A 21,272-nucleotide genomic window follows, 5' to 3' on the forward strand; every position below is an offset into this window, starting at 1 on the left:
GTCCGGCGCTCAGGACGGTCCGGCGCTCAGGACGGCCCGGCAGACCGTGGTGAGCCCTCGGCGGACCGCGGTGATCCCGTCCCGGGAGACGAGATATATCTCAGCTGGAACCCGGGCGGTGGCCCGCGCGTTGACCGGGCGACGCAGAATGTCACCAGGCGGGGCGCGCGCTCCGCGTTCGGAGGATGTTGAGGATGTCGCCCATCCAGAAGTACGCGATCGGCGCCGGAGCAGCCGTGCTGCTCTCGTGGATCTTCCTGCCGGGTTGGCTGACCCTGCTGGTCGTCCTCGGCGTCGTCGCCGCCCCGGCCGTCGGCTACATGATGCTCGACCCCTCCCAGCGGGAGCGGCTCAAGCGCGCCCGCAGGCGGGGCATCGGCCGCTGATCCGGCGTGGAGGCCCGCTCCCGGCGGGCCTCCACGTCACAGCGCTCCGGGGTCCCGCCCGACGGGATCTCCGTATGGCCCCGCCCCGTCGCAGAGTCAGGCGGGGATCCGGGCAGGGGCCAGGCGGGGAACCCGGCAGGGGTCAGGCGGTCGCCGTCGCGGCGGCGGCCTCGGTCTCCACACGCCGGGTGACCTTGCGCTCGAAGACGAACGAGAGCAGCGGCACGGTGCCCGCGAGCATCACGCCCAGGATGTACTGCCACGACCAGCGGGCCTTCATGCCCAGGTTCATCGCGGCCACCAGGTACAGCATGTAGAGGAAGCCGTGGATCGGGGAGACGACCTTCGACGGGCCCTCGATGCCGAAGCCGTACCTGAGCACGATGCACACGGTCAGGACGAGCAGCATCACACCGACGACGTACGCCAGGACTCGGAAGGGCTTGAGGGCGGATTCCACGGTCATCTACCTCGGGTCGGGGAGCGGGGACGTTCAACGATATGCGGGGTCGGACGGGGTGTGCACGGGACGGGCCGGCCCCGCGGACGGATCCGGGGTCCGCACCCGGGACCACCGATCAGACGGCGGCCGGCCGGGACTCCGGTTCGGATCCGGAGTCCGCACCGGAGGCGGGTTCCGGATCGGATCCCGGCTCCGCGCCGGGATCCGGCCCGGAGCCCGCGCCCGTTCCGCCCTCCGGAGCGGCCCTCCCGCCCCGGAGGGCGTCGCGCACGAAGTGCCACCACATGAAGACGGCGAACAGGCCGAAGATCCACCACTGGGCGGCGTAGGCGAGGTTGCGCCAGGTGAGCACGCCCTCCTGCGTCGGCGCGGAGGCGTGGACCGGCTCGGCGGCGACGGGCGGGGCCGGCGACTGGGTGGTGGCGATCACGAAGCCGTCGCGCAGCTTCACGCCCCGCCACAGGTTCACCAGCTCCGCCGACGACACCGTCAGCACCTGCCCTTGGGGGAGCTGCCGGGTCCTGCGCTGCACGCTGTCGGTCGGCTCCGACGCCTGCAGCCGCCCGGTCACGGTCACCTTCCCCTGCGGCACGGCCGTCGCCGGGTCTCCGGCGGCGGGCACCCGGCCGCGCACGACGGGGACCACCGTGCCGTCGCCCAGGTCGAGCGGGGTCAGGATCCACAGGCCCTCGTCCCGCTGCGCCACCAGGAGCTGCCGGGAGGCGTCGAAGGTCCCCTCCGCCGTCACCCTGCGGCCGATCGCGTCGGCCGTCAGGTGGCGACCGGCCTCGGTGAGCGTGCCCACCGCCACCGGGGCGGGGTCCCGCGTGGACTGGGGCCTGCCGGAGTCCTCGAAGACCCCGAGCTGCCAGCGGCCGAGCAGTCCGCACACGACGAGCGCTCCGACCGCGAGGAGGTGGAGCACCACCACGCGCGGAGAGAACAGGATCCGGAGCATGACACCACGCTATCCGCCCGCACCCGCGGTCCCGCCTCCAGGACCGCGCCACGCCCGCGGTGGCGCGCCGGCGACCCGGTAGGGTGCCGGAAACCGGCGGAGCATCGGGAACGGTCCGGGTACGGGAACCCGGGTTGAAAAGTCGCGATGTGTCGCTAAAGTCGACCCATGTCTGACCCTCAGATCGACCCGGCAGGGAACACCCAGCAGTTCCGCGCGTTCGCCCAGCGCAAGGACCCGGAGGCCGCCCCCCAGCGGCGGTCGCCGATCGTCCCCATCGTCGCGGGCGTGGTGGTGGTGCTGGTCATCGCCGCCGTCGCCGCCTACCTGATCCTCTAGCCGCACCTCCAGTCACACGGCAGGGCGGCGACCGCCCCGCCGTACGACCCGACGCACGTCCGCCGGCGCCGAAGGCCTCGCCCTCGGCGCTTTTCGCGTGCCCCGGGGCCATGCCGTACCGACCGGTCGGTTTCATCGATGCCCGGCGGCCTCGGGGATGGACGGCAGGCAGGCCCGCTCGTTACATTGGACTTTGCGTCCAATAAGGAGATGGGATGAGAACCTCCCCCGGGATGACCATCATCGGCTCGGGCTTCGCCGGACTGTGCATGGCGATCAAGCTGAAGGAGTCCGGATACCACGACTTCGTGATCCTGGAGAAGGCCGCCGAGCTCGGCGGCACCTGGCGGGACAACACCTATCCCGGCTGCGCCTGCGACGTCCCCTCCCACATGTACTCCTTCTCCTTCGAGCTCAATCCCGGCTGGTCGCGGATGTTCCCCCCGCAGGAGGAGATCCGGGACTACATGCGCGCCTGCGCGGAGAAGTACGGCCTCGGCCCGCACCTGAGGTTCGGCGAGGAGGTCGTCTCTCTGGAGTACGACGACGCGGCCCGCAACTGGCGGGTCGGCACCGCCGGCGGTGCGGCGTTCACCACCAACGCGGTCGTCTCGGGCGTCGGCGCGCTGCACGTCCCGTCGCTCCCGGAGATCGCGGGCCGCGAGCGCTTCCGCGGCCCGGCCTTCCACTCGGCCGCCTGGGACCACTCGGTGGACCTGGCCGGCAAGCGGGTCGCGGTGGTCGGCACCGGGGCCTCCGCGGTGCAGTTCGTCCCCAGGATCGCCGAGCGGGCCGCGCACCTGACCGTCTACCAGCGCACCGCGCCCTGGATCCAGCCCAAGCCCGACTTCGCCTTCCCGGAGCGGGCGAAGCGGCTGCTCGCCCTGCCCGGCGCGGCCCGGACGCTGCGCAACGCGATCTACTGGGTGCTGGAGACCCGTGCGCTCGGCTTCACCGTCGATCCGCGCCTGATGAAGGTGCACGAGGCGGTCGCCCTGCGCCACCTGGAGCGGCAGGTCCCCGACCCGGGGCTGCGGGCCAGGCTGACCCCGGACTACACGATCGGCTGCAAGCGCATCCTGCTCTCCGACGACTACTATCCCGCGCTCACCAGGGAGAACGTCGAAGTCGTGACCGAAGGGATCACCGAGATCCGAGAGGGCTCGATCGTCGACGCCGCCGGCCGGGAGACCGAGGCCGACGTGATCGTCTACGGCACCGGCTTCAAGGTCGTGGACGCGCTGAACGACCAGCGGATCACCGGCCGGAACGGCCGGAAGATCCAGGACGCCTGGCAGGACGGCGTCGAGGCCTACTACGGCGTCACCGTCTCGGGCTTCCCGAACCTGTTCTTCCTCCTCGGACCCAACACCGGCCTGGGCCACAACTCGGTCGTGTTCATGATCGAGTCCCAGGTCCGGTACGTCATCGAGTGCCTGCGGCTGCTCTCCCGCACCGGGGCCAGGGCGCTGGACGTCCGGCCCGAGGCCCAGCGCGACTTCAACGACCGCCTCCAGCGGCGCCTCTCCGCACTGGTCTGGAACGAGGGCGGCTGCCGGAGCTGGTACCTCGACTCCCGCGGCGTCAACCGCACCATCTGGCCGGGTTTCACCTTCGAGTACTGGGCGCGGACCCGGAAGGTGAGACCCGGCGCCTACCGGCTCATCCGCTGACCGCCGGCGGACGGCGGACGGCCCGGCCCCGGCCCAGACCGGCGGCGCGCCGGTCGTCTCCCGGTCGCGGCGGGCCGGGAGACGACCGGCGTGGTCACCGGGCCGGGGAGACGACCAGCGCGCTGCCGCCGCCCCGGCGGGACGGCTCGGCGACCGCCTGCAGCCGGCCGCGGCCGAGGAACTCCACGGCGGTGGCCGCGCCGATCTCCGGGTTGAGGACCAGGCTGTGGCCGAGCCCGGTCAGCTCGGCGCCGTGGCGGTCGATGAACCCCTGCTCCGCCTGGGTCTGGGCGGTGTTGCGCTGGGTCGCCCGGGGCGCGGCGAGGGCCTCGGGCAGGGACATGCCGAGTTCCCAGCGGTTGACGAGGATCTGCAGCACGGTCGTGATGATCGTGGACCCGCCCGGCGAGCCCAGGGCCAGCAGCGGCTCGCCGTCGGCCAGGACGATCGTCGGGGCCATGGACGAGCGGGGCCGCTTGCCGGGACCGGGCAGGTTCGGGTCGCCGGGGGCCGGGCCGAAGGTGAAGTCGGTCAGCTCGTTGTTGAGCAGGAAGCCCCGACCGGGGACGACGATGCCGTTGCCGCCGGTGGACTCGATGGTGATGTTGTAGGCGACCACGTTCCCCCGCCGGTCCGCCACCACCAGGTGGGTGGTCTCCGGGCCCTCGGGGGCGGCCGTGCCGGTCTCCGGGACCGCCGGGGAGTCCGCCGGGCACGGCCCGTAGGTCCCGTCGGGCTCGCCCGCCGGGGCCGGGTGGGCCATCGCCCGCTCGGTGACCAGGCAGGCGCGCTCCTTGGCGAACCCGTCGGAGAGCAGCTCCGCCAGCGGCACGCCGGGGACGTCTCCGACGTACCTCCCCCGGTCGGCGAAGGCCAGCCTGGACGCCTCCAGGTACTCGTGCGGGCCGACCTCCGGCAGCGCCTCCAGGATGTTCAGCGCCTCGCCGACGGTGGAGCCGCCCGAGGACGGGGGCGCCATGCCGTACACGTCCATGCCCTTGTAGGCGACCTTCGTCGGCGGCCGCTCCAGCGCCCGGTAGGCCCTCAGGTCGCGCAGCTCCATCAGGCCCGGCCGGACGTTCCGGGTGGAGCCGGGCGTGACCGGCGGCCGCTTCACGGTCGCCACGACCTCCTCGCCGAGCCGCCCGCCGTACAGCCAGCCGGGCCCCTTCCTGCCGAGCGTGCGGTAGGTCTCGGCCAGCTCGGGGTTGCGGAACGTGGAGCCGACCCGCGGCGGCGCGCCGCCGGGCAGGAAGAGCTTCGCGGTGGAGGTGAAGCCCGCGAACCGGGCCGCGTTGGCGGCGGTCTGGTCGTGGAACGTCCGGTCGACGGTGAAGCCGCGGTCGGCCACCTCGACGGCGGGCTGCAGCGCCTGCCGGAGCGAGAGCGTGCCGAACCGGCGCAGCGCCAGCTCCCACTGGGCGACGCTGCCGGGCACCCCGGCGGACAGCCCGCTGGTGACGGCCTCCTCGAACGGGACTCCCTCCAGCGAGGTCGCCGTCATCGCCTTCGGAGCCGTCTCGCGGCCGTCGATCGTGTGGACCTTCCCGCGCCGCGCGTCGTAGTAGAGCAGGAACCCTCCCCCGGCCAGTCCGGCCGAGTAGGGCTCGGTCACCCCCAGCACGGCCGCGGCCGCGACCGCCGCGTCGACGGCGTTGCCCCCGCGCCTGAGGACCTTCAGCGCCGCCCTGCTCGCTTCCGGGTCGACGGTCGAGACCGCGCCGCCGTACCCTTCGGCGACGGGGACCTTCCCGGTCTGGCCGCCGCCCGGTCTCCCGGTCGTCGGCGAGGCGGCCGGCGCGACCGGCTGCGGGGTCGGCGGCGGATCGGCCCAGGCCGGCGGGGTGAGCGCGGTGGAGCCCGCCACCAGGATCACTGCGAGGGGCACGACAGAGCGATTAGTGATCATATGTCCTCCCGCGCACAGCTTTACCCACCTCGGCAGGGTTGTCAGCCTCATGTACCGCCGAAGATGTAGCGGCGCCCGCGCCTCCGGGCGGACGCGCAGGTCAGGCGGGCGGGCGTAGGGTGCTGGCGTGCGCACCCGACCCCGCTGGACCGACCGGATGCTCCCGCTGATCGTGGGAGCCGCTCAGGTCGCGACCAACCACGCGGCGCAGGGCAACCAGCCCGAGCGGCTCCCGGCGGACCCGCTCGGCGTCGTCCTGCTGCTCGCCGGGCCGCTCGCCCTGTTCTGGCGGCGGCGCAACCCGGTGCTCACCCTGACCGTCACCGTCGCCACGATGATCGTCTTCGTCGCCCGGGGCCACGCCTACGGCCCGATCTTCTTCAGCCCGGCCATCGCGCTCCACCAGGCCCTCGTCCTGGGCCACCGCCGGACCGCCTGGACCGCGGCGGCGGCGGCCTACGCGTTCTTCCTCGTGCACACCACCTGGCTGGCGCCCGTCCCCAGCACAGGCCTGTGGCACTCCCTGGCGATGGCCGCCGTCATGGGGGTGCTGCTGGCCACGGGCGAGTTCGCCCGGGCCAGGCGGGAGCGCAAGGCCGAGCGGGAGCGGACGGCGCGGGAGGAGACCCGGCGGCAGGTCAGCGAGGAGCGGCTGACCATGGCCCAGGAGCTGCACGACGTGCTCGCGCACAACATCTCGCTCATCCACGTCCAGGCCTCCACCGCGCTGCACCTGATCGACGACCACCCCGAACAGGCCCGCACCGCGCTCACCACGATCAAGCAGGCCTCCAAGGACGTGCTGACCGAGATGCGCTCGGTGATCGGCGTCCTGCGCGACGACGCGCCGCGCTCCCCCACCGCCGGGCTGGACCGGCTGGACGAGCTGGTCGAGCGGAGCGGCCTCGACGTCACCGCGGAGACCTCCGGAAGCGTCCGGCCGCTCCCGCCGGGCGTGGAACGGGCCGGATACCGCATCGTGCAGGAGTCGCTCACCAACGCGCGCCGCCACGCCCCCGGCTCCTCCGTCACGGTCCTGCTGGAGTACGGCGCCCGCGAACTGCTGATCCGGGTCACCGATTCCGGCGCCGGGGTCACCGCCGCGGGTCCGGACGGCCGTCCGGCGGGCGTGCCCGGCGGGGGACCGGACGCGGACCCCGGCGAGAGGCTGGGCGGCGGGAACGGGATCCCCGGCATGCGCGAGCGGGCCGCCGCCCTCGGCGGCACGCTGACCGCCGGCCCCTTCGAGCGGGGCTTCCGCGTCGAGGCGCGGCTGCCCGTCCCGGAGGGGCCGCGCGACCCCCGCGCCGGGCGGGACGCCACCGCGTCCGTCCCGGCGAGGGCACCGGAGAGGACGCCGTGACGCCCCCGCCCGGCGGGAGCCGTGACGACGCCCGCACCCGGGGGGACGACGTCATCAGGATCGTCCTCGCCGACGACCAGGCCCTGGTCCGGGCCGGGTTCCGGGCGCTGCTCGACGCCCAGCCCGGGATGACCGTGGTGGCCGAGGCCGCCGACGGGGCAGAGGCCCTCGTCCTGGCGGAGGAGCACCGGCCGGACGTGGTCCTGATGGACGTCCGGATGCCCGGCATGGACGGCCTGACCGCCACCCGGCGCATGCCCCCCGGGCCGAGGATCATCATCCTGACCACGTTCGAGCTCGACGAGTACGTCTTCGAGGCCCTCCGGGGCGGCGCCAGCGGCTTCCTGGTCAAGGACACCGAGCCCGCCGAGCTGATCCAGGCCGTCCGCGTCGTCGCCGCCGGGGACGCCCTGCTCTCCCCCGGGGTGACCCGGCGGCTGATCGCCGAGTACGCCGGCCGCGCCAAGGAGCCCGTCGCCGGGATGGACCTGTCCGCGCTCACCGACCGGGAGCGCGAGGTCCTCGCCCTGGTGGGCACCGGGATGACCAACGACGAGATCGCCCGCACGCTCTTCATGAGCCCCGCCACGGCCAAGACCCACGTCAGCCGCACCATGACCAAACTGCACGCGCGCGACCGCGCCCAGCTCGTCGTGATCGCCTACGAGTCCGGCCTCGTCCGCCCCGGCTGGGCCTGAACTCCTCGCGATCCGACCAGGCGTTTGCAATACTGAACGTGTTCATCAGGACACGAAGGGACACGGTCATGGTCAAGACGTCACGACGGCTCCCCGCCGAACTGCGGCCCACTCCCGAGACGGCGTCCCGGCCCCTGCCCAGCACCGCGCGCGAACTGTTCGACGCGCTCCCGCAGCTGCCCGGGCTGCGGACCGAGGTCATCGACGGGAGTCTGATAGTGAGTCCGGTAGGCACCCCCGAGCACGGCTGGACCGCCACGCTGCTCTATCACGCCCTCCAGTCACTGGTCATGGACCGTGACTGGCGCGCGTACGTCGGCAACGTCGACGTCTGCATCGACGGCCCCCGCGACCCGGTCGAGCCGGATTTCGTGCTGGCCCCGGCCGACTGCCCCCGCTGGGGCACGCGCGAGCTGCTCTCCTCCGGCCTGTTCATGGTCGCCGAGATCGTCTCCCCCGGCAGCGTCATCGACGACCGCGACCGCAAACCCGACCTCTACGCCATGGGCCTGGTCCCCGTGATGCTCCTCATCGACCCCGTCGCCACCCCCGCCACCGTGACCGTGTTCAGCGACCCCAAGGGCGGCGAGTACCACACGGTCTCCCGCGTCGCCGTGGGCAGCCCCCTCCGCCTCCCCGCACCCGTCGACTTCACCCTGGAGACCTCGATCTTCGAGAAAGCCCTCGGCTAGCACGGGCCGGTCCCACCTCCGGCCCTCCGGTGTGGCGGCGGGTGAGCGAAGTGTCACTGTTCGCACCGGCCGGGGGCGGTTAGCGTTCGGGGCGTGAGGACCCGGGCGGGGGGCGTTCGTTGAGCCCCGAGGTGATCACGCTGTTCACCGGCGGTCTGGCCGCCGGAGCGGTGGTGGGCACCGCATCGTGCACGGCGGCGCAGGGCGGGCTGCTGGCCGGACTGGCCCCCGGAGCCCGCCGGTCCGCCGGAGGCCGCGGAGCGCCCGGAGCCGCGGGCGGGGGATGCCACCCGTCCCGTGAGCCGTCGGGCCCGAAGGCCGTCGCCCTCTTCCTCGCCGGACGGCTCGCCTCCCACGTCGCCGCCGGCGTCCTGCTCGGCCTGCTGGGCTCCGCCGTACGGCTCGGCCCTCCGGTCCGGGCGGTGCTGCTCGTCGCGGCCGGGATCGCGGTCACCGGCTTCGGGCTCCGGCTGCTCGTCCGCGGTTCCGCCTCGTGTCCGCCGGACGCGTCCGCGTCTCCCGCCGATCCGGCTCCGGCGTCACCGCCCACTCCCGGCGACCCCGCACCGCCCGCCGACGGTCCTGCGCCCTCCACCCGGCAGACCGCACCGCCCTCCACCCGGCGGGCCGTGCTGCTGGGGGCGGCGACGGTCCTGGTCCCCTGCGGGGTCACACTCAGCACCGAGGCGGTGGCGGTCTCCAGCGGTTCGGCGGCAGGCGGGGCGGCCGTCATGGCCGGGTTCGCGGCGGGCAGCGCGCCCGCGTTCGCGCTGCTCGGGCTGGTGCTGCGGCGGGTGACCGCGACCAGGCTGGCGGCGCTGGCCGGGGTGGCCGCGCTGGCCGCGGGCCTGTGGACCGCCGGCTCGGGGCTCCGGCTGGGCGGCTGGCTCCCTTCCTCCGGCGGCACGGCCGCCGCGGCGCCGCCCGTGCGGCCGGTCGGCGCCGACGGCGTGCAGCGGATCGACGTCTGGGCGACGGACCGCGGTTACCGGCCCGGGATCGTGACCGCCCGCGCGGGCGTGCCCACCGAGGTCTCCTTCCACCTCGCGGGGGCGCCGGGCTGCACCCGGACGGTCACCGTCGACGGCCGGGACGTGACGCTGCCCGCCGCGGTGCGGCTCGCCCCGCGCCGGCCCGGCTCGCTGCGTTACGTCTGCTCGATGGGGATGTACGTCGGCTTCATCACCTTCCGCTGAGAAATCCCCGAGCAGAAGAAGTGATTACGCTCCGCTGTCAATCCGTCGCATGCGAACCTGTGGCTTGGCTGCGAGGAGGTTGGACATGGGGTGGTGGCCGGACGACCCGGAGACGACCACGGCGGCGCTGGTGCCCGCTCCCCGGGGCACCGGGCACGACGCTCCGGACGGCGCGGGCGACGCGGGTGGGGCGGACGACGCGGGTGGGGCGGACGACGAGAACGGCGCGGTCGACGAGGCGGCCCTGCTGCGGGCCGCCGAGAGCGGTGACGCGCACGCCGCGCACCTGCTCGGCCGCCGCCACGCGCAGCGGGGCGACCGGTCGACGGCGCGGCACTGGTGGGAGCGGGCCGCGACCGCGGGCAACCTGGACAGCGCCTACAACCTCGGCGTCTGGCACGAGAAGCACGGCAGCCTCGACGAGGCCGTGCGCTGGTACGAGCTGGCCGCGGGCGGCGGCGACGCCGAGGCCGCGCTCAACCTGGCGACACTGCTGATGGAGCAGCACGGCGACCTGCCGGCGGCCCGGCGGTGGTTCGAGACGGCGGCCCGGGCGGGCTCCCGGCCCGCGGCCCGGCGGCTGGCCCTGATCTGCGAGGACGCCGGAGAGGTGAAGGAGGCCGGGGAGTGGCACCGCAGGGCCGCGCTGGACGGCGACCCGCTCTCGGCCCACGATCTCGGCTTCCTCGCCTACTCCTCCGGCGCGGAGGACGAGGCGCTGCGCTGGTGGGAGCTGTCCGCTCGGAACGGCCACTCCGACGCGGCCTACCATCTCGGCCTGCTCATGGCCGCCCACCGGGATCCGGAGGGCGCCGAGGCGTGCTACCGGACGGCCGCCCGCAACGAGCATCCGGGCGCCGCCTCGCGGCTCGGGGGGATCGCGCTGGCCCGCGGAGACCTGCGCGCCGCCCGCGCCTGGTTCGAGCAGGCCGCGCAGGCGGGGCGGGTGGACGACCAGCGGACGGCCGGTTTCGTCTGCGTGGAGCTGAAGGACCCGCAGGCGGCCAGCCACTGGTTCGGGCGGGCGGCGGCCTGCGGCGACGCGGAGTCCGCCTTCAACTTCGGGCTGCTGCTCATCGCGGAGCTGAACGACCTCAAGGGCGGGCAGCACTGGTTCCGCCAGGCGGCGCTGGCCGGTCACCGCCAGGCGGCGGCCGAGCTGGCGGCGCTGCTCTCGGTGACCGGCTCGGCGCCCGAGCTGACCGAGCTCTACCGGAGCGAGCCGTGGCCGCCGGCCCCGCCCTCGTCGCCGTGGGACCGTACGGCCGAGCCCGAGCTGGTCGCCCGCGCCGAGCTGACGGCCGCCGCCGTGGCCCGCCGGGGCGGCGCCGCGCTCGTCCCCGGCGACCTGGCCGAGATCCTCGGCACCTGGGACCTGGTCACCCGGCCGCTGCTCGACCACACCGGCGTCGTGGACTGGCTGGCCGAGCGGAGCGGGCTGCACCGGGGCGCGGTCGAGCACCTGAGCGCGGTCAGGGCCACGCTGCTCCGTCCCGGCAGCGCCCCCTGGCCGACCCCGGCCGAGATCGAGCACGTCCTGGTGACCGCCCGCGAGCTGCGCGGCCGCCTGGAGACGCGCTGACGCCGCCCGCCGTACGCGGCGCCGGGGGGCGGGCGCTACGCCTGGGCGAGCACCTCGGAGACCGGCGTGAACGGCAGGCCGAGGGCGACGGCCACCTGCTCGTTGGTGAGCAGGCCCGCGTGGGTGTTGAGGCCCGGCGCGAGGGTCGCGTCCTGCCGCAGCGCCTCGCGCCAGCCCAGGTCGGCGAGCCTGACCGCGTACGGCAGGGTCGCGTTGGTCAGGGCGCGGGTGGAGGTGTTGGCCACCGAACCCGGCATGTTGGCCACGCAGTAGAAGATCGAGTCGTGGACCCGGTAGGTCGGCTCGGCGTGCGTGGTGGGGCGGGAGTCCTCGAAGCAGCCGCCCTGGTCGATCGCGATGTCGACGAGCACGGAGCCCGGCTTCATCCGGGAGACCAGGTCGTTGGAGACGAGGGTCGGGGCCTTGGCGCCCGGGATCAGCACCGCGCCGATGACCAGGTCGGCCTCCAGGACCTCCTGCTCGATCGCGTAGGAGGTCGAGACCAGCGTCTTCATCCGGCCCTGGTAGACGGCGTCGATGAAGCGCAGGCGGTCGACGTTGAGGTCGAGCACGGTGACGTCCGCGCCCATGCCGACCGCGATCTGGGCCGCGTTGAGGCCGGAGACGCCGGCGCCGATGACGACGACCTTGGCCGGCGCCACGCCGGGCACGCCGCCGGGGAGCAGGCCCCGGCCGCCGTTGGAGCGCATCAGGTGGTAGGCGCCGACCTGCGGGGCCAGCCGGCCCGCGACCTCCGACATCGGGGCGAGCAGCGGCAGTGCGCTCCCGGACTGGACGGTCTCGTAGGCGATGCCGGTGACCCGCCGCTCCAGGAGGGCGTCGGCGCACGCGCGGCCGGCCGCCAGGTGCAGGTAGGTGAAGAGCACCTGGCCGGGGCGCATGCGGGGGTACTCCTCCGCGATCGGCTCCTTGACCTTGAGGACCAGGTCGGCCTCCGCCCACACCGCGTCCGCGGAGTCGGAGATCTTGGCGCCGGCCGCCAGGTAGTCCTCGTCGGGGAAGTGCGAGCCGAGGCCCGCGCCGCGCTGCACGGACACCTCGTGGCCGTGGCGGACCAGTTCGTGCACGCCGGCCGGGGTGGCGGCGACGCGGTACTCGTGGTTCTTGACCTCGGCGGGCACGCCGATCTTCATGGGGGGTTTCCTTTCCGGAGCCTCGGCGGGACGGAGGGGATCAGAGCCGGTTCCATGCCTCGGTCAGCACGGAGCGGAGGATCGACTCCATCTCGTCGAACTCCTTGGGGCCGCAGATGAGCGGCGGGGCGAGCTGGATCACGGGATCTCCGCGATCGTCGGCACGGCAGTACAGGCCCGCGTCGTAGAGGGCCTTGGACAGGAACCCGCGGAGCATCCGTTCGGACTCGTCCGCGGTGAACGTCTCCTTGGTCGCCTTGTCCTTGACGAGCTCGATGCCCCAGAAGAATCCGGAACCGCGCACGTCGCCGACTATCGGCAGGTCGAGGAGACGCTCCAGGGTCGCGCGGAAGACCGGCTCGTTACGGGTCACGTGACCGAGCAGGTCCTCGCGCTCGAAGAGGTCGAGGTTGGCCAGCGCCACCGCCGCGGAGACGGGGTGGCCGCCGAAGGTGTAGCCGTGGGCGAACATCTCGGTGCCGTTCTTGAACGGCTCGAAGAGGCGCTCGGAGGCGATCATGGCACCGATCGGCGAGTAGCCGCTCGTCATGCCCTTGGCGCAGGTGATGATGTCGGGGACGTAGTCGAACTTCTGCCCGCCGAACATGGTGCCCAGGCGGCCGAAGGCGCAGATGACCTCGTCGGAGACGAGCAGCACGTCGTAGGCGTCGCAGATCTCGCGCAGCCGCTGGAAGTAGCCGGGCGGCGGGGGGAAGCAGCCGCCGGCGTTCTGCACCGGCTCGACGAAGACGGCGGCCACGGTCTCCGGGCCCTCCATCTCGATGGCGCGGGCGACCCGCTCGGCGGCCCAGTAGCCGTACTGCTCGGGGGTCATGCCGGGGACGCCGGTGATCTCGTCGGCGCGGTAGTGGTTGGTGTTCGGCACCCGGACCGAGCCCGGCACCAGCGGCTCGAACATCACCTTGAAGGCGGGCACGCCGGTGATCGACAGGGCGCCCTGGGTGGTGCCGTGGTAGGCGATCTGGCGGCTGATGACCTTGTGCTTGAGCGGCCTGCCGGTGATCTTGAAGTACTGCTTGGCGAGCTTCCAGGCGGTCTCGACGGCCTCGCCGCCGCCGGTGGTGAAGAAGACCCGGTTGAGGTCGCCGGGGGTCTGCGCGGCCAGGCGCTGGGCCAGCTCGGCGGCCTTGGGGTGGGCGTAGGACCACAGGGGGAAGAAGGCCAGCTCCTGGGCCTGCTTGGCGGCGGCCTCGGCCAGCTCGCTGCGCCCGTGCCCGGCCTGCACGACGAACAGCCCGGCCAGGCCGTCGAGGTAGCGCTTGCCGTTGACGTCGTAGACGTAGGCGCCCTCGCCCCGCGTGATCATCGGCACGTCGGCGTCGGCGTAGGAGCCGTGCCGGGTGAAGTGCATCCACAGGTTGTCCTGCGCGGCCTTCATGACCGACGTCACGTCGGTGTTCTCGGGGTGCGTCATCGCCATCTTCCCTCGGTGAGCTGGGCTTCCCACAGTGTGCACACCAAGGCGGAGTCTTGACAAGTGAAAGCGTCGAACCATGTAGGGAGAACACCGGAATCCGCATCACATTCGTCTAACGGCAACGAAATCAGCGACACCGGCTCTTCGCCCCGGTGATCGTGGAGCGGCCCCGGGCCGGGGAGCGGCGGAGCGGCCCGCGGGGCGCGGCGCCCGGACACGGCCGTGCGGCGGCTGTGCTCAAATAGGGGGAGGTACAGCTGTCGAGATGCGAAGGAAAGCGTTGACTCCTGACGAGATCGAGGGCGCCGTCGCCGCGGACCTGCCCCGGGCGATCGAAGAGCTCAAGCGGCTCGTCTCCATCCCCTCGGTGGCCTTCCCCGGCCACCCGGAGGAGCCGGTGCGCGCGGCCGCCGCGCTGACCGAGGAGCTGCTGCGCGGCGCGGGGCTGCCGCACGTCCGGCAGATCCCGGTGGAGGGCAGCTTCCCCGCCGTCTACGCCGAGGCCCCCGCCCCGCCGGGCGCGCCGACCGTGCTGCTCTACGCCCACTACGACGTCCAGCCCGCGGGCGACCCCGCCCTCTGGCGCACCCCGGCCTTCGAGCCGACGGAGATCGACGGGGCGGTCCACGGCCGCGGCGCCGCCGACGACAAGTCCGGCATCATCTCCCACGTCGCCGCGCTCCGCGTCTTCCAGGGCCGCTTCCCGGTGGGCGTCCGGGTCCTCATCGAGGGCCAGGAGGAGTACGCCGGGGAGCGCCTGGAGGCGTTCGTCGAGCGCAACCCCGAGCTGGTCCGGGCCGACACGATGATCATCGCCGACACCGGCAACCCGCGGGTGGGCGACCCGTCGGTGACCACCTCGCTGCGCGGCATGGGGGCGTTCACCATCGAGGTGCGGACCCTGGAGGAGCCGCTGCACAGCGGCTCGTTCGGCGGCGCGGCCCCGGACGCCCTGGCGGCGCTCATCCGGATGCTGGCCGCCCTGCACGACGACCACGGCGACATCCGCGTTCCCGGCCTGCCGCGCGGCACCTTCCTGGGGGTCGGGCCCTCGGAGGAGGAGTTCCGGGAGACCGCCGGCGTGCTGGACGGGGTCTCGCTGGTCGGTTCCGGCTCGCTGGCCGACCGCCTCTGGGCCTCCTACGCCGTCACCGTCACCGGCCTGGACGTACCGACCGTCTCCGGGGCGATCAACGCGGTCCAGCCCATGGCCAGGGCCCGCGTCACCGTGCGCGTCCCTCCGGCGGGCGACCCCAAGACGACGATCGAGGCCGTGGTCGGCTTCCTCCAGCAGGTCGCCCCCTGGGGCGTCCGCGTGGACGTCACCGACTACACCATGGGCTCGGGCTTCCTCGCCGACACGGCCGGCCCGGCCCGCTCCGCGCTCAACCGGGCCATGGAGCGCGCCTACGGCCGCCCGCCGCGCGACGTCGGCGCGGGCGGCTCGATCCCGCTGGTCTCCACGCTGGTCAGGCAGTTCCCGGCGGCCGAGGTCCTGCTCTTCGGAGCCGAGGACGACGGCGCCTCGATCCACGCGCCCAACGAGCGGCTCGTCATCGAGGAGCTCCGCCGCACGATCGTCTCCGAGGCTCTCTTCCTCCAGGAGTACGGCTCCACCGCGGCCGGCTGATCCGCCGCACGGCCCCGCCCGCGCAGGGCGGGGCTTTTTCCTGTGCTAGTTTTTGTACTGACCAGTCAGTTTTAAAAATGGAGGTCCCGATGGCCGGAGGGGTGGCGGTGCACGCGGCGGGGCTGTCCCTGGAGGGCGGGCACGGGCCGGTCTACCGGGACGTCGACCTGGACGCCCCGGCGGGCAGCCTCACCGCCCTCGCCGGGCAGGCGGGCAGCGGCCGGACCAGCCTGCTGCTCACTCTGGCCGGGCGCATGCGGCCCACCGCGGGAGTGCTCACCGTCGCAGGGCACACCCGGCCGAGGGCGATCCGGCGGGTCGCCGCGCTGGGCCTGGTCGACGGGGTCAACGACCTGGAGGGGTCGCTGACCGTCCGCGAGCACGTGCACGAGCGGTCCCGGGGCCTGTTCTGGAACGCCCGGAGCAGGGACCGGGCCGCGGCGGCGCTGGAACGGGCCGGGCTGGGCCTCTCCCCCGACGACCGGACCCTGGTCCGCGAGCTCGGCCGCGAGCAGCGGGTGCGGCTCGGCGTCGCACTCGCCCTGCTCGACGGGCCGGGGCTGCTCGTGCTCGACAATGTGGACGCCGGTCTCCCCGGCGACCGGCGCGACGCGCTCTGGGCGACCCTGGAGGACCTGGCCGCGCAGGGGCTGACCGTCGTCGCCGCCTGCACCGAGAGCACCCTGCCCCGGACCCTCCGCCTGGGCGGCCCCGGCCTCCCGGAGCCCGTGGAGCCCTCGCCCTCCGAGCCCGCGGAGCTCCCCGAGGCGGCGGAGCTCCCCGAGGCGGCGGAGCTCCTCGAAACGGCGGAACCCTCCGAGGCGGCGGAGCTCTCAGAGCCCGCGGAGCTCCCCGAGTCCGCGGAGCCCACGGCTCCCGAGGCCGCAGCACACCCCGAAGACCCCGGCGATCCGGTGCGGACGGGGACCGCACCGGATCCCGGCGACACCGGAGCACGGGACGGGGACGGGGACGGGACCGGAGACGTGCCGGACGAGGAGGGACTGCGATGAGACCCGTCCGGCTGGGACGACTGGAGCTGCGGCGCTTCACCCGCTCGCGGCTCACCCGGGCCGCGCTGGCGGGCGTGGTGATGCTGCCGCTGCTCTACGCCGGGCTCTACCTGTGGTCCTTCTGGGACCCGCAGGGGAGGCTGGAGAACATCCCGGTGGCGCTCGTCGTCGAGGACCGCCCGGCCAGGGCCGGTGACGAGACCGTCGACGCGGGCCGGGAACTGGCCCGGGAGCTCACCGAGCGCGAGGTCTTCGCCTGGCGCCGGGTGAGCGCCCGGCAGGCCGCCGACGGCGTCGCCGACGGCTCCTTCTACCTCTCCCTGACGATCCCCGCCGACTTCAGCGCCCGGCTCGCCTCGCCCTCCGGCGACGGCACGCCGACCCCGGCGGAGCTGGGCGTCACGGTGGACACCGGCCGCAGCTACATCATGGGCACCATCTCCGACGCGGTGTTCGCCGAGGTCAAGGAGGCCGCGGGCCGTACCGCGCTCAAGGACTACTGGGACGGTGTCTTCGTCTCCTTCGGCGAGCTGCACGACGCGACCGCCAGGGCCGCCGACGGCGCGGAGAGACTCCACGACGGCAGCCGGAAGGCCCTGGACGGCACCGGTGCGCTCCGCCGGGGGGCCGGCGACCTGAGCGACGGGCTCGACCGGCTCAGGGACGGCACCCGGCAGCTCTCCACCGGCCTGGGCACCGCCGCCACCGCCACCGGGAGGCTGAGCGCCGGGGCGGAGAAGCTCACCGCCGGCCTGGCCGAGGCCGGGAACGGTTCCCGGAAGCTGGGCCGGGGCCTCGGCGAGCTCGCCGAGGGCGCCCGGCAGGTCGCCGACGGCAACGCGGAGGCCCACCGGCAGGTCCACGCCCAGGTGCCGAAGGTCGATCAGGTGGCGGGCACGGCCGTGCCCGCGCTGGAGGAGGGAAGCGCCCGGCTGCGCGCCCTCGCCCGTGCCCTGGAGCAGGACGCCGAGGCGGCGGCCGCCGCAGGCGGCGGTGCGCGGGGGGCGTCCGCCCAGGTGGGCCGGGAGGCGGGACAGGCCCGGCAGCAGGCCGAGCGGCTGCTGGACCTGCTCGAGAGCGACCCCGCCGCCGATCCGGAGCTGCAGGCCGCCGCCCGGCGGCTCGTGCAGTCCACCGGCCAGGTCGCGAGCGGCCTGGCGGGCGGAGCGGCGGATGCCCCTGCGGGCGGTGCCGGCGAGGCCCTCGCCCGGCTCCGGCAGAGCGCTCCCCGCGCGGCGGAGGCCGCCCGGTACGCCGACCTCCTGGCCGACCGCGCCTCGGGCGCCGCCCGCACGATCGACCAGGCCCGGGACGCGGTGAACCGGCTCGACGAAGGGCTCGGCAGGCTGGCCGACGGCTCGGCGAAGGTCCACCGGGGCCTGCGCGACGCCTCGGCCGCCAACGGAAAGATCACCTCCGGCGTGGCGGAGCTCGGCGACGGGGCGGGAAAGCTCTCCGACGGGCTCACCGAGCTCGGCGGCGGCGTGGTGGAGCTCCGCGACGGTGCCGTCCGGGCCGACGCCGGGGTCGGCACCCTGCGGGGCGGGGCCGGAAAGCTCACCGGCGGCATCGACCGGCTCTCCGGCGGGCTCGGCGAACTCGCGGACGGCTCGCGCGAGCTGAGCCGCAAGCTCGGCGACGGGGCCGGGGAGATCCCCGACTACGACGAGGAGGAGCGCGCCGGCCGTACCGCGATGATGAGCGAGCCCGTCACCCTGGCCAGCGACGTCGTCAACGAGGTGCCCAACTACGGCACCGGCTTCGCGCCGTTCTTCGTCCCGCTGGCGCTCTGGGTCGGCGCGATGGTCGCCTACATGGTGCTCCGGCCGCTCAACCCGCGCCTCCTGGCCGGCACGGCCCCCGCCTGGCGGATCGCCCTGGGCGGATGGCTGCCCGGCCTGGCCCTGGGCGCGGCGCAGGCCGCCGTACTGGCGGCGGTGCTCCGGTTCGCCCTCGGCCTCCAGGCGGCGCACTGGGCCGGGACGATCGGGATCCTCCTGCTCACCACGGCCGCGTTCCTGGCGATCGTGCAGGCGGTCAACGCCCTGCTCGGCGCGCCCGGCCGGGTCGCGGTGCTGGCGCTGCTCATGCTCCAGCTGACCTCCGCCGCCGGAACCTACCCGATCGAGACCTCACCCGGCTTCTTCCAGACGATCTCGCCGTGGCTGCCCATGAGCTGGGTGGTCAGCGCGCTGCGCCGGCTGATCAGCGGCGGCGACCTGACGGTGGTCTGGCAGGCCTGCGGGGTGCTGACCCTGTGGACCGCGCTGGGGCTGGCGCTGAGCGTCTACGCCGTGCACCGGGGGCGCACCTGGTCGATGCGCCGCCTCCACCCCGAGCTGTCGCTCTGACGTCCCCCTCCGCCCGGAGGCGGGATCGCGACCCGACCCCCGCACGACGCGGGGAAGCTCCCGCACGGTGGGGGGACAGGGTGGCTACCGTGGTCGGCATGATGGTGAACGGCCGGCGGGCCGAGACGAGGCTGCGGCTGTTCGGCGCGGCGGTGGAGCTGATCGCGGAGCAGGGCTACACCGCGACCACCGTGGACGCGATCGCCGAGCGGGCCGGGGTGGCCAAGGGCACCGTGTTCTATAACTTCGGCACCAAGGAGGCCCTCTTCTCCGGCCTGCTCGAACACGGGATCGAGCTGCTGTCCGCCGCCCTGTCCGGGGCGGCCGCCGGGGAGACCGCGCTGGACGCGCTGGACGCGGTGGTCATGGCGCAGCTGCGGTTCTTCGAGGAGTACGGCGCGTTCGCCCGGGTGCTGCTCGCCGAGATGTGGCGCACCGCCTGGCAGGACGCGGTGGCCAGGCTCCGCCGGGACGTGCTCGGGGTCTACGCGGACGTGCTGCGCCGGGCCGTGGCCGAGGGCGCGGTCCGTGACGACCTGGACGTCGAGACGGCGGCGACCGCCGTGTTCGGCATGGTGCTGACCGTCGCCATCGAGCGCAGGGCGCTGCATCCGGACCGCCCGATCGAACGGGTGCACGCCACCCTGGTCGACCTCCTGCACGGCCGGGTCACCGGGTAGGTGTCCCCCGGCCCGTTCCCCGCCTGGGCTTCCGGCTCCGGCCGCCTCCCGCGGGTCTCCCGGACCCTCCGGTTCCCCCGGCCCGCCCGGCTCGGCGCGCAGGGCGGCGCCGTACGGTTTCGGACCGGCTCAGCGCACGGGCAGGTCGTAGGTGCGGCGCACGCTCGTCGGTTCGACGCTCAGATCGGCTCCGTAGACGTGCAGGGAGATCGCGGTGACGTCGCCGACGTTGTGCACCCGGTGGATGTCGCCGGGCGGGGCGAAGCCGCTGACGTCGCCGGCGCGGTTGGCGGCGCGGCCGATCTCGGTCAGGTGGTCGCCCTCGTCGCGGTAGAGCGTCTCGTACTCCACGCCCTGCAGGACGCCGAAGGCGCACCAGGCGATGTGGTCGTGCGGCCTGGTGCCCTGACCGGGGCGCCACACCACCGCGACGACCGAGAAGCCGGGCTCGGTGTGCAGGGTGTGCCTGACGTAGGTCTCCGGGTCGCCGGTCCGCTCCTCCTCGGTGAGGATCTCCGGCGCGGGCAGCCGCCCGCGGAGCAGCTCCGCGACGGCGAAGGCCGTGGCGCGGGGCTCGGCCGGCCTGCTGAGCAGCTCCCGGATCCCCTCGACCAGCTCGGCGAGCCCGGGACGCGCGAGTGTCATGGTTCCCATGACTCCAGCGTGCGCCTTCACGACACATGGCGTCCAATGCCTATCTTTCCGCTGATTCATAGATAACGTTGATATGTGCTCGATGTCGTACGGCTCCGCGTGCTCGCCGCCGTGGCCCGGACCGGCTCGGTGACGGGGGCCGCGCGGGAGCTGCACTACTCGCAGCCCTCGGTCAGCCACCACCTCGCCAGGCTGGAGGCGGAGACCGGGGCCAAGCTGGTCCAGCGCGCGGGGCGGGGCATCCGGCTGACCGAGGCGGGGCGGCTGCTGGCCGAGCGGGCCGCCGAGATCATCGGCCGGGTGGACTCCGCCGCCGCGGAGCTCGCCGCCCATGTGGGCCTGCGCGCGGGCCGGGTCCGGCTGGCCGCCTTCCCCTCGGCCCTGGGCACGTTCGTCCCCGAGGCCGCCGCCCTGCTCGCCCGCGGGCACCCCGGCCTGGAGCTCCGGCTGACCGAGACCGAGCCCCCCGAGGCCCTGCGCATGCTCCGCGCCGGTTACGTGGACCTGGCGGTCATCTTCCGCTACGACGACACCGCCCCGGAGGACGACGGCATCCGGCTGGTCCACCTCCTGGACGATCCGAGCTACCTGGTCGTCCCGGGGGACGGCTCCCCGGTCCCCGTGGGGAGCGGGGGCCCGAAACCGGCCGGTCCGGAACCGGCGGGCCCGGGAGCAGGCGGCCCAGAGCCGGGCGGCGGTGTGCTGGGCGCCCGGCGCGACGCCCGGTGGATCGCCGGGTGCGAGCGGTGCCGCAGCCACCTGCTCGACCTGTGCGCCAAGGAGGGCTTCAAACCCGCCATCGCCTTCACCACCGACGACATCGTGGCCGTCCAGGCGCTGGTCGCCGCCGGGATGGGGGTGACCGCCCTGCCCGGCCTGGCGCTGCGGGCCCACCGGCATCCGGCGGTCGGCGCGATCGAGCTCCCCGGCTCGACCCGCCACGTCTACGCCGCCACCTACGGCGAGCCGCCCGACCCGCCCGCCACCACCGCTCTGCTGAAGGCCCTGGCCGCGGTGGTCCGAGCGGCGCCGTACCGTCCCCCCGGCCCGGACGGCGCCCCGGACCGAGCCCCGGACGGCGCGCCGGACCGGG

18 protein-coding genes and 1 pseudogene are annotated in these 21,272 nt (G+C 74.3%); 13 read left to right on the forward strand and 6 right to left on the reverse strand.

What is annotated here, in order from left to right; translation table 11 throughout:
- Positions 1–194: 194 nt before the first annotated feature.
- A complete protein-coding gene (locus IEZ06_RS03665; RefSeq protein WP_189235213.1) occupies positions 195–386 on the forward strand; it encodes a tail-anchor membrane protein in 192 nt (63 codons plus the stop codon).
- Positions 387–528: 142 nt separating this feature from the next.
- On the opposite strand, the gene IEZ06_RS03670 is transcribed toward IEZ06_RS03665, so the two are convergent.
- Positions 529–852 carry a DUF3817 domain-containing protein gene (locus tag IEZ06_RS03670; RefSeq protein ID WP_189235214.1) on the reverse strand — a complete coding sequence of 108 codons (324 nt, stop codon included), beginning with the start codon at positions 850–852 and terminating at the stop codon, positions 529–531.
- Positions 853–964: 112 nt separating this feature from the next.
- Complete coding sequence (locus tag IEZ06_RS03675; protein ID WP_203871804.1) at positions 965–1,807, reverse strand: SURF1 family protein; 843 nt, start codon at positions 1,805–1,807, stop codon at positions 965–967.
- 168 nt (positions 1,808–1,975) lie between these two features.
- Here IEZ06_RS03675 and IEZ06_RS03680 point away from each other — a divergent pair, with 168 nt between their 5' ends.
- Positions 1,976–2,146 carry a hypothetical protein gene (locus IEZ06_RS03680; RefSeq protein WP_189235215.1) on the forward strand — a complete coding sequence of 57 codons (171 nt, stop codon included), beginning with the start codon at positions 1,976–1,978 and terminating at the stop codon, positions 2,144–2,146.
- 215 nt (positions 2,147–2,361) lie between these two features.
- A complete protein-coding gene (locus tag IEZ06_RS03685) occupies positions 2,362–3,819 on the forward strand; it encodes a flavin-containing monooxygenase (protein WP_189235216.1) in 1,458 nt (485 codons plus the stop codon).
- A 94-nt stretch (positions 3,820–3,913) separates the two neighbouring features.
- Here IEZ06_RS03685 and IEZ06_RS03690 read toward each other — a convergent pair whose 3' ends face one another.
- Positions 3,914–5,707, reverse strand: a complete 1,794-nt coding sequence (locus tag IEZ06_RS03690; RefSeq protein WP_307811649.1) for a gamma-glutamyltransferase family protein — start codon at positions 5,705–5,707, stop codon at positions 3,914–3,916.
- A gap of 148 nt (positions 5,708–5,855) precedes the next feature.
- Here IEZ06_RS03690 and IEZ06_RS03695 point away from each other — a divergent pair, with 148 nt between their 5' ends.
- From IEZ06_RS03695 to IEZ06_RS03715, 5 genes are all read left to right on the forward strand, one after another.
- Positions 5,856–7,091, forward strand: a complete 1,236-nt coding sequence (locus tag IEZ06_RS03695) for a sensor histidine kinase (protein ID WP_189235218.1) — start codon at positions 5,856–5,858, stop codon at positions 7,089–7,091.
- Entirely contained in the window at positions 7,088–7,789 is a 702-nt protein-coding gene (locus tag IEZ06_RS03700) for a response regulator (protein ID WP_203871803.1), read from the forward strand. The genes IEZ06_RS03695 and IEZ06_RS03700 overlap by 4 nt, the downstream gene beginning before the upstream one ends.
- A gap of 68 nt (positions 7,790–7,857) precedes the next feature.
- Positions 7,858–8,481, forward strand: a complete 624-nt coding sequence (locus tag IEZ06_RS03705) for a Uma2 family endonuclease (protein WP_189235219.1) — start codon at positions 7,858–7,860, stop codon at positions 8,479–8,481.
- Between the two features lie 119 nt (positions 8,482–8,600).
- Entirely contained in the window at positions 8,601–9,677 is a 1,077-nt protein-coding gene (locus IEZ06_RS03710) for an urease accessory protein UreH domain-containing protein (protein WP_189235220.1), read from the forward strand.
- A gap of 85 nt (positions 9,678–9,762) precedes the next feature.
- Entirely contained in the window at positions 9,763–11,259 is a 1,497-nt protein-coding gene (locus IEZ06_RS03715; RefSeq protein ID WP_189235221.1) for a tetratricopeptide repeat protein, read from the forward strand.
- 35 nt (positions 11,260–11,294) lie between these two features.
- On the opposite strand, the gene ald is transcribed toward IEZ06_RS03715, so the two are convergent.
- On the reverse strand, positions 11,295–12,413 hold the full coding sequence (gene ald / locus IEZ06_RS03720; protein WP_189235222.1) for an alanine dehydrogenase: 1,119 nt from the start codon (positions 12,411–12,413) through the stop codon (positions 11,295–11,297).
- Positions 12,414–12,453: 40 nt separating this feature from the next.
- The gene (locus IEZ06_RS03725; RefSeq protein WP_189235223.1) at positions 12,454–13,848 is read right to left on the reverse strand and encodes an aspartate aminotransferase family protein; all 1,395 of its coding nucleotides are present in this window, start codon (positions 13,846–13,848) and stop codon (positions 12,454–12,456) included.
- Between the two features lie 283 nt (positions 13,849–14,131).
- Between IEZ06_RS03725 and IEZ06_RS03730 the strand changes: the two genes are divergently transcribed.
- The 4 genes from IEZ06_RS03730 to IEZ06_RS03745 all read left to right on the forward strand — a co-directional run bounded on the left by IEZ06_RS03730 (position 14,132) and on the right by IEZ06_RS03745 (position 19,525).
- Positions 14,132–15,481, forward strand: coding sequence for a M20/M25/M40 family metallo-hydrolase (locus IEZ06_RS03730; RefSeq protein ID WP_189235224.1), 1,350 nt, complete (start codon positions 14,132–14,134; stop codon positions 15,479–15,481).
- An 89-nt stretch (positions 15,482–15,570) separates the two neighbouring features.
- On the forward strand, positions 15,571–16,494 hold the full coding sequence (locus tag IEZ06_RS03735) for an ABC transporter ATP-binding protein (protein WP_189235225.1): 924 nt from the start codon (positions 15,571–15,573) through the stop codon (positions 16,492–16,494).
- Positions 16,491–18,845, forward strand: a complete 2,355-nt coding sequence (locus IEZ06_RS03740; protein WP_189235226.1) for a YhgE/Pip domain-containing protein — start codon at positions 16,491–16,493, stop codon at positions 18,843–18,845. The genes IEZ06_RS03735 and IEZ06_RS03740 overlap by 4 nt, the downstream gene beginning before the upstream one ends.
- A gap of 98 nt (positions 18,846–18,943) precedes the next feature.
- Positions 18,944–19,525 carry a TetR/AcrR family transcriptional regulator gene (locus tag IEZ06_RS03745; RefSeq protein WP_203871811.1) on the forward strand — a complete coding sequence of 194 codons (582 nt, stop codon included), beginning with the start codon at positions 18,944–18,946 and terminating at the stop codon, positions 19,523–19,525.
- 129 nt (positions 19,526–19,654) lie between these two features.
- Here IEZ06_RS03745 and IEZ06_RS03750 read toward each other — a convergent pair whose 3' ends face one another.
- Positions 19,655–20,179 (reverse strand): cysteine dioxygenase family protein, encoded by a 525-nt coding sequence (locus tag IEZ06_RS03750; RefSeq protein WP_229797758.1) that lies wholly within the window; start codon positions 20,177–20,179, stop codon positions 19,655–19,657.
- 75 nt (positions 20,180–20,254) lie between these two features.
- Here IEZ06_RS03750 and IEZ06_RS03755 point away from each other — a divergent pair.
- A pseudogene (locus tag IEZ06_RS03755) lies at positions 20,255–21,187 on the forward strand (LysR family transcriptional regulator); the annotation flags it as partial.
- Positions 21,188–21,272: the final 85 nt, after the last annotated feature.

It is taken from the genome of Planomonospora antibiotica (assembly GCF_014647955.1).
Taxonomy (GTDB): Bacteria; Actinomycetota; Actinomycetes; order Streptosporangiales; family Streptosporangiaceae; genus Planomonospora; species Planomonospora parontospora.